Origin of the sequence: Brevibacillus massiliensis (assembly GCF_000311785.1) — a bacterium.
GTDB lineage: Bacteria > Bacillota > Bacilli > Brevibacillales > Brevibacillaceae > Brevibacillus_C > Brevibacillus_C massiliensis.
In genome coordinates, this window is sequence record NZ_HE978542.1 from 140,178 (window position 1) to 158,628 (window position 18,451).

Consider the following 18,451-nt stretch of genomic DNA (forward strand, 5'->3'; position numbering starts at 1 on the left):
AGTCTAAAGGCCGGGGTTTTTCTTACTGTCTACAAAATGGGGTCTTGACCAGTCCAGATGCAGGGTTGTACTCATAGATGCCCTAGTCACGATCACGCTGCAGGATCATAAACGTCCCCGTCGCGTGGACGATCAACTGCTCCTGATCGTCGAATACCTTTCCCTCGCAGATGACAAGTGTCCGGCCGCGATGAATGATCGTCGCTTCCGAACGGAGCGCCTTTCCCTTGCCTGGGCGTATGTAGTTTACCTTCAATTCAGTCGTGACCGCATATTCCCCCTGCGGCAGCGAGAGATTGACCAGAGATCCGATTGTACAGTCGACGAGGGTCGCGGAAATCCCGCCATGGACGATTCCCAATTCATTCAACATGTAGGGTGTGATCGGAACGATAAACTGGTATGTCCGCTCGTCCACAAACCTGCCGTCAAGACCGAGAAATCCCGACGGATACGCCCTGCCCGATTCGCGTCTTTGCCGGATGGCCTGCATCGCAAGCCGCAGAATCTCTTGCTCCTCTTCCGTGCTGTTGGTTAAAATCTCTTGCAAATCCGCTAACACTTTTGTTTCCTCCATTCGTTATCCATTTGCAGCATGCACTTAGCGTTTTTGCCGCATCAGCCGATTGACCGTCTCGCGGCGAACCCCAATCAATTGGCCGATCTCCTCCTGCGTCAGCAGCTGGTTGATCGACATTCCCTGGAAATACTGGTCAAACCACTGCTGCAGCAGGTCCAGCCGCTTCTTGGGCGACGGAGGGGTCAATTGGTCGATCCGCCGCTGCATCATCCTCAATTTTCCCTGCAGCGACAAGGCCACTTCCCGATAGCGTTCCGGATGTTCGGCCAGTTCCTGGTACCATGCTTCTGCGGGAATGACTTCTACTTCTGTCGTCATCAAAGCGACAGCCGTACCGTGATACTCCTTGGGCGTAATCAGTGAATGGTGGGGAATCAACTCACCGGGAAGCAGCAGATTAAAGAGAAAGGGCATTCCGTCTTCCTGAAGCCGAACCACTTTCAATAGGCCGCTCTTCACCTCGTACAGCGGGCCGTTTTCCCCCTGACGAAACAGTACCTCACCTTTATGCAAAATCACTTGATCCACCTCTTTGCCAGACGTAACGATTCGCATGACAGGACTGCCCTGTGTTCCATAGTATCAAATATCGTGAGGTTGCAACAATGGAAACGGCACAGACTCGATCACGTCAGGCTGTCTCATCCGCTGCAGCCAAGGGGCGAAAGCGGCGCATACCCTCTCTCCATTCGCTGAAAAAACAGCAACCGGGCCCCTCCATCGAGACGGCCCGGTCTGTTTTTACTACTGCAGCATTTCCATTTCGCTAAAGGGATAGTAGCGGAACACAGCCTTGCCGATAATCTCGCTCTCATCGACAAACGGTGTCGGCCACAGATGGGAATCGTAACTGTTGTTCCGGTTGTCCCCCAAGAAGAAAAATTTCCCTTCCGGCACCGTAATCGGGCCGTAATCATAGTTCATCGGTTCTTCAATGTAGGGCTCGTCTATTTTCTCGCCATTGCGGTAGAGCGCGCCGTCGCGAATTTCTATCGTGTCCCCTCCCACGCCGATCAGGCGCTTGATCAATCGATCGTATTCGCTTTTAAACGGCGGCTTGAAGACGACGATATCCCCGTCACGCAAATCGCTCGGGTCAATCATTTTTTCGATAAACAGCCGATCGTTAATCTGAAGTGTCGGGATCATCGAACCGGAGGGAATTTTTGCCGCCTCCCCGACAAACGAGCGGAAAGACAGGCTTAGCACGAAAGCAATCGCAATCGGCGGAATCCACTCCCCTATCACTTTCAACAGCCTTCTCATCGCACTCCTCCTTCTCTCTCTACTTTCTTTTACGAGCCAACGCAGGAAAAGATTTCAGGAAAAACAGACCATTCCCGTTCTTTTTTGTGACAACTCATAAAAAAACGGCTGGAAATATAATTTTCTTTGCGTTGCCGGGTGATGGAACGGTATTATTAATAGTGTAGAATGTTTCGAAGGGAGCCAACAATATGACGAGACGAAGAAGTGACATGATCAAGAAAGGGATGGACCGGGCCCCGCACCGCAGTCTGCTGCGTGCTGCAGGTGTCAAAGAAGAGGATTTTGACAAACCGTTTATCGCCATCTGCAACTCATACATCGACATCATTCCAGGCCATGTTCACCTGCAGGAGTTTGGCAAGCTGGTGAAAGAAGCAGTACGGGCCGCCGGGGGCGTTCCTTTTGAATTCAATACAATCGGTGTTGACGACGGGATTGCCATGGGCCACATCGGCATGCGCTACTCCCTGCCAAGCCGGGAAATTATCGCTGACAGCCTGGAAACGGTCGTGTCGGCACACTGGTTTGACGGTCTCATCTGTATTCCGAACTGTGACAAAATTACGCCAGGGATGATGATGGGCGCTCTTCGGGTCAATATCCCGACAATTTTCATCACCGGCGGACCGATGGCTGCCGGAAAGACAAAAGACGGCCGCAGCATTTCGCTTTCTTCCGTCTTTGAAGGGGTGGGCGCCCGCCAGGCCGGTCTCATCGACGACGATCAACTGAAAGAGTTGGAACAGTTCGGCTGCCCGACCTGCGGATCCTGCTCCGGCATGTTTACCGCCAACTCGATGAACTGCCTGGCCGAGGTACTGGGCCTCGCTCTTCCCGGAAACGGCACCATCCTTGCAACTTCGCCAGAGCGCAGGGAACTGGTAAAATCGACCGCGGCTTACCTCATGGAACTGATCGAGCGCGACATCAAACCTCGCGATATCATCACGCTTGAGGCGCTGGACGATGCCTTTGCCCTCGACATGGCGATGGGCGGATCCACCAACACCGTGCTTCATACGCTGGCGCTCGCCCATGAAGCGGGAGTGGAATATCCGATCGAAAGAATCAACCAAATAGCGGAACGCATCCCGCACCTCTGCAAGCTGGCTCCGGCTTCCGACTACCACATCGAAGACTGCCACCGCGCCGGCGGCGTCTCCGCCATCCTGAAAGAGCTGTCCAAAAAGGAAGGGGCGCTGCACCTCGACCGAATTACGGTTACCGGCAAAACCCTCGGAGAAAATATCGCCGATGCGGAAATCACCGATGAAGCCGTGATCCGCCGTCTGGATAATCCGTACAGCGAACGGGGCGGTCTGGCCGTTCTGTTCGGCAACCTCGCTCCGCAGGGCTCGATCATTAAAGCAGGGGCAGTCGACGGGTCGATCAAAAAGCACGAGGGTCCGGCCATCTGCTTTGATTCACAAGAAGAAGCGCTGGCGGGCATCGCGAACGGCAAAGTAAAAGAAGGACATGTTGTCGTCATTCGTTACGAGGGGCCAAAAGGCGGTCCGGGCATGCCTGAAATGCTGGCTCCGACCTCCCAAATTGTCGGGATGGGACTGGGAACCAAAGTTGCTCTGGTAACGGACGGACGATTCTCCGGCGCTTCCCGCGGCATCAGCGTGGGACACATCTCCCCGGAAGCGGCCGAAGGAGGTCCGCTGGCATTCGTGCAGGACGGCGATATCATCACCATCGACATCGAGGAGCGCAGCATCCATTTGAACGTGTCGGCGGACGAGCTGGAAAAACGCAAAGCAGCTTGGCAAGGTTTTGAGCCGAAAGTAAAAACCGGCTACCTGGCCCGCTATTCACAACTGGTCACCAATGCAAGCATGGGCGGCATCATGAAGATTTAACCCTTCGGGCAAACGGAAACCCCAGAGAGCGAAGCACTCTCTGGGGTTTCTCTCGCGGCTATCGATCAGGTCGTCATAACTCCTGTTTTTTGTATGGCATGTTCCCAACTCGGATAGTAGTAGAGGGCGTTTTTCATCAATTCCGGGTGCGACTTTTTTACATACTTTTTGCTGAGTGATTCTCCGTTGCCATGCAACCGTTTAATTTGAGCAATGACTTCCTCCGAACTCATACTCATTTCCACTTTTCATCACTCCTTTTCGAACTTATTCTTAGTTATCTCCAGCCTCGTCATATCTAAACGTGAAAAAACAACTCTTCTTTGAAAGAGGAGTTGTTTTTTCATAGAGAGGTACATCAATTGTTTTTTGTCCAGATCTGCACGTTTTTCGTCTTCGCGTCCCACTCCACTTTCGCTTTTCCTTCTGTAGCGAGACTGATAAAATCGTGGGCGACAAAGGTCGTCCCCGCAATCACTCTGGGCTTATCCGACAGCGTGACCGGGCGGCCATTGATTTCAGCCGACGGGGTATCTGTCGACAGCCGGACGGTTTGCTTGTCGCGCCGCATGGTAACCACTCTGGTCCCGTCATCCCACTCTACCTTCCAGCCCATCTTCTCGAAGATGGCTTTCAGCGGAACGAATACCTTATCGCCTGCGTCAATCGGCAATCGACTGAGATACATGCCGCGATTGTCCAGGAAGACTTGTATTTCCTTCTTGCCCAGTGATATCAACCCAAGATCTTCCGTCAAGCAGTACATATTCCCGTTATGGCCGATCACGATGGATGAAGAAGTAAACAGATCATTATCTCTTACCAGTACGAAGCGCTCTTTCCCGTACTTGTCAAGGGAGTACAGATTGCCCGCGGTATTGCTGAAGTAGACGTTTCCCTGCCGGTCCGAGCTTACGTCATAGAGATCCAACTGATTTTTAGGACCCGTACGGTACTCCCACTTCACACGGCCGGACTTGTCTACGTCGAGAATGCCATTCGTATCAAAATTCAGGTAGATGCCGCCCTCCCCGTCATTGGGAATGCCCAGATCATCGATTTTTTGCTGGTCGAGCCAATCATTATTGTCTTGGACGGTGCCGTCACGGCCGTCCAGCAGCCTCGCCCCCGAAGAAGAAAGCAAGACGATCATGCCCGACTTGGCCACGTAAAAATCCTGATAGTCGTTCACCAATTTTTTCTGCCACAAGAGTTTGCCCCCGCGGTCAATTCCGTAAATATGGTGGTCCTTGGTGGTGACGTAGCTGTTTCCCTGGTTGTCTCTCCTGATCTTGAGGATGTTATTCTCCGTAATAATCGAATCGCGGTACTTGGTCAGGACGGATTTGGCGATCTGCTTGTTCGTCCACCGGATCTCCCCCGCGGGTGAAATGCCGATGATCCCGCCGTCGGTCAGCGCGGTCACACTGCCGAACTCGTCCACGTCGAAGTAGACGTCGGCGATGCTGACAAGATTGGGCACCTCCAGCTTCCACTGCTGCTTTCCTTCTCGGCTCAGAGCCACGATGCCGGGCTTGTTGGCCTGCAAGCGAGAGTCCTGCTCTCTTTCGACCCCCTCGATTAAAACGTAAAGAACGCCGTCCTTCCCCATATACAGCTCCGGGAAACCGCGCAATCCCGTAGTTTCGAGATTGTACGTCCATTTCTCTTCGCCATTTTCAAATATAGCGTGTACTACATTGTTTATGTCGACAAAGTACATGTCTCCAGCCTGATCGGCAACCAGGTTGGACACTTGATCCATTTCTACTCTCCACTTTATTTCGAAGTGTTCAGCTCCGCGGAGCGCCGGCTGTTTGCGCTTCACACCGTCATTTCCGGGAAGCTTGATATCCAGGGGCTGATCCTTGCCGACAGGCAGGTGAACGCCGCCCGCTTGTGCACTTTGGTCTGCTGCGTATGTAATTCCAGGCTGTACGATGAGTAACGCCGTTGCCAGAAAGCCTATCTTCCATTTCCACAACATCAACTTCCCACTGGTCCTCCCTTCCATTTTTTGTGCATGACAGCGAGATCAAGTCACTATCTTTTCTATATTACTAAAAACAGGAAAAAGATTCAATTGTGATCGAGTTGAAAAAGATGAGACTTTTGATTAAAGTAGGAATGGTATTCTCTTTTTGCTCATACACAAGGAGGTTTCTATGCGTTTACGCAATATACCGGGGGCGGAAGAAGCGCTTCGCCAGTACCCCACATTCGTCGAATACCCCGCTTCTTACAAAGGCCGCTGGCATGAGCGCTTCGGCAACCGCCATCCGATTCATCTGGAGATCGGCTGCGGAAAAGGAAGATTCATCACGACGCTTGCCGAACAAAACCCGGACATCAATTACATCGCACTGGAAGTGCAGGCAGAAGTCATCTATCGCGCTGCCCAGCGGACAGAGCAGCGAGACATCCCTAATCTGGCGCTTGTCCAGTACAACGCCAAGATGCTCACGGATTTGTTTGCGCCGGGCGAGATCAGCCGAATCTACCTGAACTTTAGCGATCCGTGGCCCAAGAAAAGACATGCAAAACGGCGCCTGACTGCTTCGGCTTTTCTCAGGATGTACAAACAGGTGCTTCCGGAAAACGGCGAAATTCACGTAAAGACGGACAACGAAGGCTTGTTTGAATTCTCGCTCAATCAGTTTGCGGCAGAGCGCTTCCAATTGCAAAACATCACCTTTGATCTGCATCATTCAGAATGGGCGGCCGGAAACGTGATGACGGAGTACGAGCAGCGCTTCTCCGAACGCGGACAGCGGATTTACCGGCTGGAAGCGATTGTTCAACCATAATCTGCCTCGATCAGACAAGCCGAGCCAGGCAGAACAGATCGTGTGATGCCACATCTGAAATCCCCGATCTCCCGGTAAAAATATTGAGGCGGCTGCACCCTGCCGAAGCAGGGAAGCAGCCGCTCATCATCGTATGATCCCATGCATCACCGCCTGTTTGAGGACTGATCTTTTCTTCTCCAGGCTTTCTGTCATGGGTTATTCTTCCAATTGGCTCAACTTCTCTTCCGCGTACCAGTTATCTAAAACTTTTCCCTGCAGAACTTTCCCCTCGATAAACTCTACCTGCCGTTCGGTGAATTGCGACTTCCAGTCGATTTCCAATTCTTTCGCCAGCTTTACAACCGTGAGCAGTTCAGACCAGGCGACATAACGCTTATACCAGAAAAACTGGGGCTGTTCGTTCATGTAGGGGTACAGGTCATCAAAATCAGTGTGTTTACAGTCAAGGGCGCGTTCAAACAAAACTTTGGCTTGTTGTAGTTTTTCCTCAAAAAACAGTTCCAGTGATTGCCGTTCAACGTTTGTCATCAATTATCCCCTCCTGTTCCTCATGGAACCAACCGGCCCCAGCATCAAATGAAATATCGGTCTTACCGTTCATTGTAACACGCCAGCCGCGGCTGTGGAAATAGTCCAACAATTGACAAAGCAAAAATTCCTGGGACAGCGAGATTAAAATCGATCGCCACCGCACGGGGCGATGACGATCGACATGGCATCAATTCCAAGGATCAGCGCTAGGGCTGGGTGCCTTCAGGTGGCGGAGGGGGCAGTACGATTCCGCCGGATTGGTTTCCAGGCCCGTTGGACTGGTTTCCTCCCCATTCCGGAATATCGGGCGGCGGGTTGCCATTTCCATTGTTCCCGCCAGTGCCATCGTAACCGCCATTCCCGCCGTTTCCGGAATCCCTTCCTGTACCGGAAGAGCTGTCCCCGCTTTGAACTGGCGGGAGCTGCTGGTTGCCACCATTCTGATCGCCCGGGAAATGATTATTTCCTTGCCCGCCGTTGTTAACTCCGTCTCCGGAATGATCCCCCTCAAGCTGATCACCGTCATTCAACAGCTGCTCAAGCTGTGACATATCCACTTCCGCGATGTTGGACGGCGGCCCTTCATTTCCGTCGGCATCGCGTGGAACCACGATGTACTTGTAAAGAACCGGCTCAATGATCGGATCTACATAAGTGTTGTCCTTGATACCGGAGGCAATCAGTTCTTTTGCTTCCGGATTGTCCTTGAATCGGTACAGGTCATACGTCAGGTCCAGACCTTCGTTCCCGATCCAGTTGATGACCACTTTTGGCTTCTGGTTCTCCATCGCCAACACTGCGGCCAGCTTCGGCGCAGTCATTTCCACTTTCTGTTTCTCGTGCTTGATTGCGCCCTCAGGAGGCGTAAACTGACCGGCTCTCGTGCCTTTCAGCCCCTGGTCGAAAACAGCCTTAAACAGATCGGCGGTTTTGCCGCTTCCGTCGGCCATCACGTTTTGCTTGTCTTCGCGGTCAAACCCCATCCAGACAGCGGCCACGTATTGCGGTGTATAACCTACAAACCAGGCGTCCTTATTGTACTTTGTACTATTTGCAAACACTTCGGACTGGGTCGTTCCCGTCTTGCCGGCTACCGGACGGCCGCCGCTCAAGCGGGCTCTGGAGCCGATCCCGTCGGTTACGACGCCCTCGAGCATGCTGTGCATTTCCCAGGCAGCCTGCGGCGAGATTACGTCGGTTCGCTGGGGTTCCACAGTGGCGACAGTGCTCCCCCGGTCATCGACTATTTTGGTGATCGCGTAGGCATGTACCATCGTCCCTTTGTTCACGAAGGCCGTGTACGCCTGGGCCATCTGCAGCGGAGATACGCCGTTCGTCAAACCGCCCAGTGCAATCGCCAGGTTGCGGTCCTGCGGGTCGAGCTGAATGCCGAATTTTTTAATGTAATCCAATCCTGTTTCCACACCGATCTGGTCTAACAGCCAGACCGCCGGAATATTTAGCGACTGGTTGACGGCCGTGTACATGTCGACAGTATCGCTGTACTTGTTGTTCCAGTTCCTCGGAGAGTACCCGTTGAAGCTCTGCTTCTGGTTGCTGAGCCGCGAGTACATGTTCCATTTGCCGGTATCCAGCGCCGGCGCGTAAACCGCCAGCGGCTTAAACGTCGACCCCGGCTGGCGCCGCATGTCGGTCGCCAGGTTAAACCCTTTGGCTACGTAGTCTCGCCCGCCCATCATGCCGGCGATGCCGCCGGTGTTCGGATCGATGACGATCATGCTGGACAGCACCTTTTGCGTTTGGCCGTCTTTCGGGAACAGCTTGTCGTTGCTGTAGGCATCTACCATCGCATCCTGCATCTTCGGATCGAGCGAGGTGTAGATCTTCCATCCTCCCCGGTACAGCATGTCTTCGCTGATGCCGTACAGCTTTTCCGCTTCCTGCATGACGTAGTCGACGTATGCCTGATATCCTTTTTTCATGCCTTGCTGCGCCGATTCATGCGGTTCTTTTGGCAGCGGTTCGGCTTGGGCCTTTTCCTTTTCTTCCGGCGTAATATAGCCTTGTTCCGCCATCAGCCGCAAAATCGTGTCCCGCCGTTCCTTGGCCCGGTCGGGATGGGCAAACGGCGAGTAATACGCCGGAGCCTTGGGGATCGCCGCCAGTGTAGCCATTTCCGCAGTCGTCAACGTGGACAAATCGTCTTTGCCGAAATAGTATTTGGCCGCGTCCTTGACTCCAAATATCCCGTGGTTGAGATAAATCTTGTTCAGGTACATTTCCATGATCTCGTCTTTGGAAAATTTGCGTTCGAGATTAATCGCGATGCTTGCTTCCTTCGTCTTCCGCCAGAACGTCTTTTCGTGGGAGAGGAATACGTTTTTGGCGAGCTGCTGGGTAATCGTGCTGCCGCCCTCAACAGCGCCGCCTGATTTAATGTCTTTGATGATAGCTCCGGCGACCCTGACGAAGTCGATTCCATTGTGATCAAAGAAGCGTTTGTCTTCTACAGCAATAAAAGCGTCGACGAGCTTCTCCGGTATCTCATTGAACTTGACGTAATCGCGGGTTCCTTCTTTGTTCAATTCGATGATCGGCTGCCCGTCTTTGTCCAGCAGAACTGTCGGATCCAGCTTCAAATCCTCCAGCTTCTGCATGTCTATCATCTTCTCTCCGGCGAAGAGAAGCGAGAAATACCCCCCAAATACACTTAAAATCAGAAAAACGATAAATGAAGCGGCAAACATCAGCCATCTGTTTTTCTTTACGATCTTCTTCTTGGCCTTTGCCATGCAATACCTCCTGGTCTCTTACCTCTCCATCACTTTAGACGATTGAACCGTGAAAAAGTTTCTGCAAATAGGTCCAGGCTCCCGCCGATCAGCGATTCAAAGGGACTGAAATAGGAGCTTTTCTTATATTTTCACAGGCATCTCGAAATGTCCATGGAAAAAAGGCACAAAAAAGCCTATCCCTCACAGGTCTGGGACAGGCTGTCGATGAACTGGAAAATTCCCGTTTATTTCAGCAGCTTTTCTGCTGTTTCCACCACATTTTCCACTGTAAATCCGTATTCGCTCATGATTTTTTCACCAGGAGCCGAGGCGCCGAATTGATTGATGGCAATCACGGAACCGCCATCGCCGGTGTAACGTTCCCAGCCAAGCGGCGACGCCATTTCCACGGCGACACGGGCTTTTACCCCCTGGCGGAATCACTTCGTCGCGGTAGGCTTGCGGCTGGCGTTCGAACAGCTCCCAACTCGGCATGCTGACAACCCGTGCCGCCACGCCGCGCTCGGTCAAGACTTCCCACGCCTTGAGACAAAGGGATACTTCCGACCCTGTTGCCAGCAAAAGCAGTTCCGGGCTGCCATTCTTCGCATCGGCTACCACATAGGCGCCCTTGGCCACCCCATCAGCGGCACGAGCGGCATTCTCCGCCAGTACCGGCAGGTTTTGCCGCGACAGAACCAGTGCGACCGGTTCATCCACGGAAGAAATGGCATAACGCCAAGCAGCGTTCGTTTCATAAGCATCTGCCGGGCGCAGTACCGTCAGACCTGGCATGGCCCGCAGCGAAGCCAGCTGCTCGATCGGTTCGTGGGTCGGACCGTCCTCGCCGACGGCAATCGAATCGTGCGTGAACACGTACGTCACCGGCAGCTTCATCAAGGCAGACAGGCGGACCGCCGGACGAACGTAATCGGAGAAGACGAAGAACGTGCCTCCGTACACTTTTAGACCGCCGTGCAGGGCCATTCCGTTCAGGGCAGCGCCCATGGCAAATTCGCGGACGCCAAACCAGATGTTGCGCCCTTCGTAACTGCCGGGGAGAAAATTGCCTTCCCCTTTCATCAGCGTGTTGTTGGAGCCTGCCAGGTCGGCCGATCCGCCAAACAGATTCGGCAGCTTGCCAGCCAGCGCGTTGATCACTTTTCCGGAGGCTGCCCGCGTCGCCAGTTTGCTGCCGGCCTCGTAGCCCGGCAGTTCACTGTCCCATCCTGCCGGCAGTTTTCCGTTCATCGCCAGGGTCAACTGTTCGGCCAGTTCGGGATATGCCTTGGCGTATTCGGCAAAGCGGCTCTGCCACTCGCTCTCTTGCTTGGCGCCCGCCTCAGCCACTTTCGCGTAGAAGCTGGCCACTTCTTCCGGAACGTAGAACTCGCGGTCTGCCGCCCATTGGTAAGCTTGCTTCGTCAAAGCCGCCTCTTCCTTGCCCAGCGGAGCACCGTGGGAGGCGGAGGAGCCTGCCTTGTTGGGACTGCCGTAGCCGATGGTCGTCTTCACTTCGATCAGCGTCGGCCGATCCGATTCAGCCCGCGCCTGTTCGATGGCCGCTTCGATGGCAGCCAGATCGTTGCCGTCTTCTACGCGCAGATACTGCCAGCCGTACGACTGGTAGCGCATGGCCACGTTTTCCGAAAAGGACAGGCTGAGCTCCCCGTCCAGTGAAATATCGTTGGAATCGTACAGGACGATCAATTTCCCCAGTTTCAGATGGCCGGCGAGAGAACTAGCTTCGCCCGACACGCCTTCCATCAGGTCACCGTCGCCGCAGATGACATAGGTGTAGTGGTTGATCAGATCGTATTGCTCGCGGTTGTACACAGCAGCAAGGTGTTTTTCGGCCATCGCCATTCCGACTGCCATGGCAATTCCTTGTCCAAGGGGACCTGTCGTCGCGTCGACGCCCGGCGTGTGCCCGTACTCAGGGTGTCCAGGAGTGCGGCTTCCCCACTGCCGGAAGTTTCGCAAATCTTCTATGGATACGTCGTACTTCATCAAGTGGAGCATCGCGTAGAGCAGCATGGAACCGTGTCCGGCGGACAGGACGAAGCGGTCCCGGTTGATCCAGCCGGGATTTTGCGGGTTTACCTTCATAAAGCGGCTCCACAGGACGTGAGCCATGGGTGCTGCGCCCATCGGCATACCCGGATGTCCCGAGTTGGCCTTTTCAATGGCGTCAATCGCAAGCGTCCGCAAAGTATTGATCGCTAATAGATCTACAGATGATTGCTGTGTAGTCATTCCACATTTTCCCCCCTGCGAATTGTTGGCAGTGTGATTATATCACAGCTTGACTGGCTTTCCTATCGCGGAGTCGCTCATTCTTTTTTCAACCGCTGGCGAACGGCTATCATCGCCTGCATGTACTCTTCGTTGTCGATCAGCCCAAACTGTTTCAACTCGCGAATCTCCTCCTCGATGAGCAGGCAGTCTCCCTCGGGATCTCCCGTATAGATGAAGATGCTAAAACGGCGCAGAAGCTCATCCAGGGAAAAATCAGACTGTTTCCCGTTCACGCCCGGTTCCCCCACTCTGCCTCCATCTGAGCCAAAACGGCTTCATAGTCAAAGTCGAAGCTGTACCCGCTGTTCACCACGACCTTTGCCGTGGGATAGCGTTCCCGCCAGCCGTCCGCCTCTGTCTCCTTTACGCCTACCAGATAGAGCGGCTCGCGGGAGAGCTGCGGGTCATTGGTGACCTGCTGCAGGAATTTGTCAGTCTCCTGTGGATCAGCAGCGGGATTTACCACGAAGACCGCCTGCTCCACTTCGCCTGCCTGCCGCTGCTCCTTGATAGCCTGATATGATTTCGCAGTAGGGACCAGCGCATTCACGGCCGGAAAGTAATCGAGCAGCTCGTCCAGCCAGTTATCCTCCTGCCAGGATATGTAGTATACCATCTGTTTTGCCATGTATGGGTTCACTCCCGTGCCCTAAACTGCTTTCGTCCGGATTCACTTATTATACCACGCCGGGATGCTCTTTGCTCTCTCCCCCCGTACTTGACTTCACGATATTGGTAACGTAAGGTAAAACCAGACATATATACCCTGACATTTACATAGGAGAGAGGTTTTTTCAGGTGCACAAAAAGCAGCTCCCCCTGTTGTTTGCCATCATGTTCTTCATTATGCTCGGGTTTGGCATCATCATCCCGGTCATGCCGTTTTTTGCGGAAAAACTGGGGGCAAATTCATTCCAGCTGGCCCTGCTTTTTTCCATTTACAATATCATGCAGTTTTTGTTCGCCCCGATCTGGGGAAGATTATCCGATCGGATCGGGCGCAAGCCGCTCATCCTTTTTGGCTTGTTGGGCTTCGCGATTACGTTTGTCTTGTTTGGACTGTCTGCATCTTATACGGAATTGCTGATCTACCGGCTCTTGGGCGGGATCGTCTCCGCCGCGGCGATACCGACGGTCAGTGCGATCGTCGCCGACCTGTTTCCGCCGGAGGAGAGGGCGAAGGGCATGGGCGTGATCGGTGCCGGCGTCGGCCTCAGCTTCGTGTTTGGCCCGGTCATCGGCGGAGTGCTCAGCAAATGGAGCTTCTCTTACCCGTTTTACGTTTCTGCCGCCTTTTCCCTGCTCACTCTTTTGTTTGTCATCTTCGCCCTGCCCGAGAGCCTGCCGCGTGAGAAGCGCAGCAACCCCGCCCATGAGCCAAAATCAAGTCGGTTTCACTTTTTGACAGCTGTCACGGGTCCGCTTGCCCTTTTGTACAATCTGGTCTTCATCGTCTCCTTCGCCTTTTCCGGGTTGGAGACTACCTTCGGGTATTACATCCTGGATCTGTTCGGGATGGACTCGAAAGACCTCGGCTACATGTTTTTGGTCATGGGAATCATCGCTGCCGTCATCCAAGGCGGGATGATCGGCCCGATGGTAAAAAGATGGGGGGAAGCAAAGGTGCTGTCGCTCGGGCTGCTCTTGTACACCATCGGGTTCGTGTTGATCCTGTTTGCCCAAGGGTTCTGGAGCCTCGCCTTGTTCCTTTCCCTGTTCGGCGCTGGTCAGGGGATGATCCGGGCTACATCGAACGCAATGCTCACCCAGCGCACTACCGTAGGACAGGGTGTAACGGCCGGCACGATCAGTTCGATGGACACCCTCGGCCGCATTCTCGGCCCGCTGGTCGCAGGCGGCCTGTACGGATGGCATTACGCCAGCCCCTATATCCTTGGCGCCGTCCTCGTCGGCATGCTGCTGCTCTTGTTCCAGCTGCGCTACCGCAGCTTGCCCGAACCAACCGGAAGGACGAAATAAAGGAGGACCGAACGTCCTCCTTTATCGCTCTTTTCGGCAAACATGGCCCCCGTAAAGATACCTCCGTTAATCCCGGCGGTGTTGCTTTGATCATAGCCGCCTGCAAGGAAACGTTGCTCGCTTACGGCGATTTAAAGCTCCGCTTATTCCGATACCCGATCCCGGACAAAAAGCGGCGAGTGACGGCACGGCTTTGTAACCTACCGTGCTCCTCTGTGCCCATCGAGCTAATCATGTACTGTTTTCCGTACTATTGGGCAATCGCGATGCGAACTGTCAAACGGACACATGGAGGCTTGCAGCTTACGTTCGTTCCGTTTTCATTTCCGGCATCTTCAGGATCATAAAGCAGCCTGCAGCGCTCACAACCAGCAAAATACAGCCGAGGATTCGGAAATGCGCGGCGGTGATTTCTTTTCCAAAAACCAGTCCAAGAGCGACCGCGGACAATATGGAGCCCATGTATCTTGAAGCCTGAAACAATCCTGAAGTTGTGCCGATCATTCCCGGCGGTGTTGCTTTGATCATAGCCGCCTGCAAGGAAACGTTGTTCAAACCGTAACTGATGCCTACAATGGTTAAGACCCCAGCCATGATCGGAACCGAAGCGCCGACAAAAAGCGTCGTAAGCAGACAGGCCCCCACCAGCATCAGCCCTGTCCCTGCCATCAGCGGAGGTCTAAACCCCGATCGATCAACCCATTTCCCGGCCACCGGCGAGATCAGCATTGAAAAACCGGATAAAAATAACATGAGGAGGCCGCTCGTTTTGACGTCGAGGTGCAGTTCGTGTTGGAAGTAGCTGGGCAGCCCAAAAAACAGGGAATAGTTTTGAAGACTCCCGCCACCTCCGCTTTGCTTAGAGGTGGGGGATTCAAATGTTTCCTGTCTTATGCGACAAGAATACGTTTCGGATGCTTCAAACACCCATTATCCCTTGCCGATTGGATCAGCGCAGGACTACCTTTCCCACCCAGGTACTTTCGCAAGATATTGAGACTCCCGTTTACATCTGCATTGATCTTGAACCCTGAGTTGGACACAAAAAGGCCGCGGTGAATGCGTCGCTTGGATGCATATGCTTTTTTCGAAATCTTCTCCTCATCCAGCGCAGAACAACCGCTGGTGTACGCTTCATTCTGCTTGACTACTGTGATCCCAAGGAGTTTGGCCTTATAGGTGATGAGATCCACAAAACGGGCATAGGGAATCTGTACGTGATGTTTCAGCGCCAGATCCACGATCTTCCGGCTCGCTTGATGCAGGAAGTTCTGGACATAGCGATTCCGTTTTCCTTGCAGGGAACGAATCCGGTGTGTGCGAACAAAGTCCTCACGCTTGCCGGTTTGTTTCATGGCGATGGAAGTGAGCCGCGCGATCTCTTTGTTATAGTAACTGTTTTTGCTCTTTAAAGGCCTTCCGTTGATCAAATAGCTGTCATCACCCTCCAGGAATGTGACGGCGGCCAGATTATTGACGCCAAGATCAATGGACATCAGGTTGGTAAAGGTCGCAGGAAGTTCCTGTTCTGCTTTTTTGTAGATCATCACCATCTCCCACGTGCGGATCCTATTGCGCCATTGGAGGCGGATCTGCTGAAGAGCGCTTACGTCAATCGGCAGATTGTCAGGGTCCATGACAATCGAAAAACAGTCAACCTGATGACGTTCCTGCATCTTCTTGGACAACGAGAGCTTGAGCACATTCTCCTGGACTCGGATGGCAAGATTGGTGAAAATGATTTCGTTTTTGCGGCGGGCAACATGCTTATATCCGGGAGGTTGAGGTGTCCCTCTGTATTTCTGCGGATTCTTCTTGAAGTCTTTGGTTGCGGCAAAGTAGCTCTTCCCATTTTGTTCCACCAACTTGAGACAATGCTGATAGGTATGAGAGTGGAGGTACTCCCGGTGCCAATTGGACTTCAGTTCCTTTTCCAGTCTCACATAGGAACGAAATCCTTCTTCCCGGCACAGGTGATTGGCGATGTTGTAGAGTTTGGTCGTATGAAACGCCAAATCCTCCAGAAGCGCAAGCTGCTGTGCCGACCAACGAGGAATCCACTTGTAGACCAGTTTCATTCGTTTCACCTCCTTACCCTTATTTTACCACAGAGAGGGAAACGTATGTTCTAAAAAGTGGTGCAAAAGCAAAAAAATCGCATTCGTCTCACCACCTATAGAGGCGGGAGTCTTCTGCAAAATTAGATAAATGTTCAGAGCGGTAAACTGAAGCAAGACCGATGTAAGGGCGCCGCTTGCCCTGAACATTCGGACATCGATAAACGCTTCTTCTGCTCTTGATTCCCACCAAATAAAAGCGGCCAAAAACAGAACTCCGAGAATCCCCGAGAACGGATGTACCTTCGTTCCCAGCGAGAGCAAGAACCACAATAATGACGACATTCCAAAAGCAAACAACAAAATGCCGGGGATATCGAGCTTTCTCAACATGTGCTGAAACGAATGCTTCCTCTTCTTAACATCCCGGGGAAAGGAGCTCCACCCCAACAGGAAGCTGACGAGCAGGAAAGGAAAGTTGACCGTAAAGATGGCGGGCCAGTCCCCCCAAGCGATCAATAGTCCCCCGATCGTCGGCCCAAGCGCGGCCGTAGCGGAAGTAAAAAGGAAAATAACGGCCAAGGCCGAAGCCTGTTTTTCACGGACATGCTCGTGCACCATAGAGATGGCCGAAGGGTAAATGGCACTGCTTCCGATGGATTGGAACAAACGCATCAGAAGCAGCAAAAGGAAGGTTGGAGCCCAAAGCCCTCCGACAGCAGAAACGGCTACCAGCAGCAATCCCGCCAGAAACGTTGTCTTTCTGCCGAATTGATCCGCCAGTTTGCCCATAATTGGCTGAGCGATTACACTGGAAAGGTAAAATGAGGATATCAGCCATGACACCGTTGAAAAAGAAAGATGAAAATGACTTTGAATTCGCGGCAAGGCGAGCGAGATGATCGACGAGTTCAAAGGGTTCAACATTGCACCGGAAGCGGCGGCGGACAAGAAAAGGAGCCGCCCGTATCTGCCTTTCTTCATGCGATTTCGTTCACTTCCGAAAGAAATTGCTGAACGGTTCTCACCTTTCCAATTCTCGGGAAAATGTATTTGCAGGTCGCTTCATGCTCCTCCCGGCTGTAGGTCATCATCGCATCCGTAATAAATATCTGATGATAACCGAGTTGAAAGGCTTCGCGCGCCGTGCTTTCAACCCCGATGTTAGTGGCAATCCCGCACAGCACGATCGTATCGATGCCCCGGCGGCGAAGCTGCAGATCCAAATCCGTACCGAAAAAAGCTCCCCACTGACGCTTCGTGACAATATAATCTTCATCCCCCACACCAAGCTCCGGGACGAATTCGGCCCAATCGGCGGGAAGTTGAACGGCGTTAACCGGTTGGTCCGTCTTCGGATTTAGGCGATCTTGACCGTCGTGAAAATCAACTCTCACAAAAGAGATAAACCCGGCTTTTTCACGAAAAAGCTTTACAAGTCGGGCAGCTTTCTCGGCAATCTCTTGTCCGTTCGGCTGTTTCACAATTCCTTTTTGCAAATCAATAAGGACTAGCGCTGTTTTTTGAAAATCGATGTGCAGCGAATTCATTGGATTCCCTCCGTTTTGTCATGAATGTTATTGCAGTCGTTTGCGTCGTTCAATGGATCGATTCAATCTGGATAACAGCTTCGAAAAGATGTGCAGTTCGTCTTCCGTCCAATCGTCCAGCAGTTCCGAATAGGCTTCCAGACGCAATGCTTTGGCGGTATTGATCGCTTCTTGTCCGGATTTCGTAATCCCGACCATGCTGACCCTTGCATCTTCCGGATGCGAATAACGGCGAACCCACCCCTTCGCATCCAACGCGGCAATCTGTCTGCTGACAGTGGAATTATCCAATTGGAACGCTTCCGAGATGACGCCGACGGCCGACGGGCCTTCACGATCCAGCCATTTCAGTAAGAGGTACGCCGACCGGTCCATCGTGCGGGCCGATCCGTCCAGCGTCCGTTTGTAGTCCGCCCGTCTGAGAAGCATGGTCACTTCATGTTCAATTTGTTCATAGTAAGACTTTCTCATGTGTTTCCCCTTTTCCATTGTTTGATGCTCTGTACTGAGGATCATCAAATATCTGTATTATACAGCTATTTATTTGTATTGTACAGATATTTATCGAAGTATGGGGCAATTCATACAATCCCTGAAAAAATCGAACGAAAAAAAGCGAGGGTTGATACCCCCGCTTACACAATCTACATGACGCTTTTGCCGTTGATCTTCTTCGTGCCTTTGATCACGTTCGCTTCGCAAGGAAACGAGGCTGCCTTTTGCACGAATACTGCGGCCGGACGGGCGTGCATCCCGGTCGGGTTTTGAATGGTGTT

The 18,451-nt window shown here is 52.8% G+C and carries 18 protein-coding genes and 1 pseudogene; 3 read left to right on the top strand and 16 right to left on the bottom strand.

Going from position 1 to position 18,451, the window contains the following annotated elements:
• Positions 1-82: 82 nt before the first annotated feature.
• The 3 genes from HGBM_RS16220 to lepB all read right to left on the bottom strand — a co-directional run bounded on the left by HGBM_RS16220 (position 83) and on the right by lepB (position 1,846).
• Entirely contained in the window at positions 83-562 is a 480-nt protein-coding gene (locus HGBM_RS16220) for a PaaI family thioesterase (protein WP_019122147.1), read from the bottom strand.
• Positions 563-601: 39 nt separating this feature from the next.
• Positions 602-1,099, bottom strand: coding sequence for a Crp/Fnr family transcriptional regulator (locus HGBM_RS16225; RefSeq protein WP_019122148.1), 498 nt, complete (start codon positions 1,097-1,099; stop codon positions 602-604).
• A 225-nt stretch (positions 1,100-1,324) separates the two neighbouring features.
• The gene (gene lepB, locus HGBM_RS16230) at positions 1,325-1,846 is read right to left on the bottom strand and encodes a signal peptidase I (protein ID WP_019122149.1); all 522 of its coding nucleotides are present in this window, start codon (positions 1,844-1,846) and stop codon (positions 1,325-1,327) included.
• Between the two features lie 191 nt (positions 1,847-2,037).
• Here lepB and ilvD point away from each other — a divergent pair, with 191 nt between their 5' ends.
• Positions 2,038-3,714: a dihydroxy-acid dehydratase gene (ilvD, locus tag HGBM_RS16235; protein WP_026074467.1), complete on the top strand. Its 1,677-nt coding sequence runs from the start codon at positions 2,038-2,040 to the stop codon at positions 3,712-3,714.
• Between the two features lie 65 nt (positions 3,715-3,779).
• On the opposite strand, the gene HGBM_RS30980 is transcribed toward ilvD, so the two are convergent.
• Both HGBM_RS30980 and HGBM_RS16245 read right to left on the bottom strand, forming a co-directional pair.
• Complete coding sequence (locus tag HGBM_RS30980; RefSeq protein ID WP_019122151.1) at positions 3,780-3,959, bottom strand: hypothetical protein; 180 nt, start codon at positions 3,957-3,959, stop codon at positions 3,780-3,782.
• A gap of 113 nt (positions 3,960-4,072) precedes the next feature.
• A complete protein-coding gene (locus tag HGBM_RS16245) occupies positions 4,073-5,701 on the bottom strand; it encodes a stalk domain-containing protein (RefSeq protein WP_019122152.1) in 1,629 nt (542 codons plus the stop codon).
• A 178-nt stretch (positions 5,702-5,879) separates the two neighbouring features.
• On the opposite strand from HGBM_RS16245, the gene trmB reads away from it, so the two are divergent.
• Positions 5,880-6,521, top strand: a complete 642-nt coding sequence (gene trmB, locus HGBM_RS16250; protein ID WP_019122153.1) for a tRNA (guanosine(46)-N7)-methyltransferase TrmB — start codon at positions 5,880-5,882, stop codon at positions 6,519-6,521.
• 198 nt (positions 6,522-6,719) lie between these two features.
• Here the strand turns inward: trmB and HGBM_RS16255 are convergent, their stop codons facing one another.
• The 5 genes and pseudogenes from HGBM_RS16255 to HGBM_RS16275 form a co-directional block, all read right to left on the bottom strand.
• Positions 6,720-7,052: a hypothetical protein gene (locus HGBM_RS16255; protein ID WP_019122154.1), complete on the bottom strand. Its 333-nt coding sequence runs from the start codon at positions 7,050-7,052 to the stop codon at positions 6,720-6,722.
• Between the two features lie 209 nt (positions 7,053-7,261).
• On the bottom strand, positions 7,262-9,808 hold the full coding sequence (locus HGBM_RS16260; protein ID WP_019122155.1) for a transglycosylase domain-containing protein: 2,547 nt from the start codon (positions 9,806-9,808) through the stop codon (positions 7,262-7,264).
• 227 nt (positions 9,809-10,035) lie between these two features.
• Positions 10,036-12,046, bottom strand: a pseudogene (gene tkt, locus HGBM_RS27725) (transketolase).
• 77 nt (positions 12,047-12,123) lie between these two features.
• A complete protein-coding gene (locus tag HGBM_RS16270) occupies positions 12,124-12,321 on the bottom strand; it encodes a YqgQ family protein (RefSeq protein ID WP_019122157.1) in 198 nt (65 codons plus the stop codon).
• Complete coding sequence (locus HGBM_RS16275) at positions 12,318-12,716, bottom strand: hypothetical protein (RefSeq protein WP_019122158.1); 399 nt, start codon at positions 12,714-12,716, stop codon at positions 12,318-12,320. Before HGBM_RS16275 ends, HGBM_RS16270 begins: the two co-directional genes overlap by 4 nt.
• A 170-nt stretch (positions 12,717-12,886) precedes the next feature.
• Here HGBM_RS16275 and HGBM_RS16280 point away from each other — a divergent pair, with 170 nt between their 5' ends.
• Positions 12,887-14,068: an MFS transporter gene (locus HGBM_RS16280; RefSeq protein ID WP_019122159.1), complete on the top strand. Its 1,182-nt coding sequence runs from the start codon at positions 12,887-12,889 to the stop codon at positions 14,066-14,068.
• A 303-nt stretch (positions 14,069-14,371) separates the two neighbouring features.
• Here HGBM_RS16280 and HGBM_RS16285 read toward each other — a convergent pair whose 3' ends face one another.
• The 6 genes from HGBM_RS16285 to HGBM_RS29715 form a co-directional block, all read right to left on the bottom strand.
• Positions 14,372-14,995: an MFS transporter gene (locus HGBM_RS16285; RefSeq protein ID WP_026074468.1), complete on the bottom strand. Its 624-nt coding sequence runs from the start codon at positions 14,993-14,995 to the stop codon at positions 14,372-14,374.
• Positions 14,959-16,146: an RNA-guided endonuclease InsQ/TnpB family protein gene (locus HGBM_RS16290; protein WP_026074469.1), complete on the bottom strand. Its 1,188-nt coding sequence runs from the start codon at positions 16,144-16,146 to the stop codon at positions 14,959-14,961. Before HGBM_RS16290 ends, HGBM_RS16285 begins: the two co-directional genes overlap by 37 nt.
• Before the next feature lie 24 nt (positions 16,147-16,170).
• Entirely contained in the window at positions 16,171-17,109 is a 939-nt protein-coding gene (locus tag HGBM_RS27730; RefSeq protein ID WP_051029697.1) for an MFS transporter, read from the bottom strand.
• The gene (locus HGBM_RS16300) at positions 17,106-17,675 is read right to left on the bottom strand and encodes an isochorismatase family protein (RefSeq protein WP_019122160.1); all 570 of its coding nucleotides are present in this window, start codon (positions 17,673-17,675) and stop codon (positions 17,106-17,108) included. The genes HGBM_RS27730 and HGBM_RS16300 overlap by 4 nt, the downstream gene beginning before the upstream one ends.
• Before the next feature lie 27 nt (positions 17,676-17,702).
• Complete coding sequence (locus HGBM_RS16305; protein ID WP_019122161.1) at positions 17,703-18,146, bottom strand: MarR family winged helix-turn-helix transcriptional regulator; 444 nt, start codon at positions 18,144-18,146, stop codon at positions 17,703-17,705.
• Between the two features lie 173 nt (positions 18,147-18,319).
• Positions 18,320-18,445: an HPr family phosphocarrier protein gene (locus tag HGBM_RS29715; protein ID WP_261798163.1), complete on the bottom strand. Its 126-nt coding sequence runs from the start codon at positions 18,443-18,445 to the stop codon at positions 18,320-18,322.
• Positions 18,446-18,451: the final 6 nt, after the last annotated feature.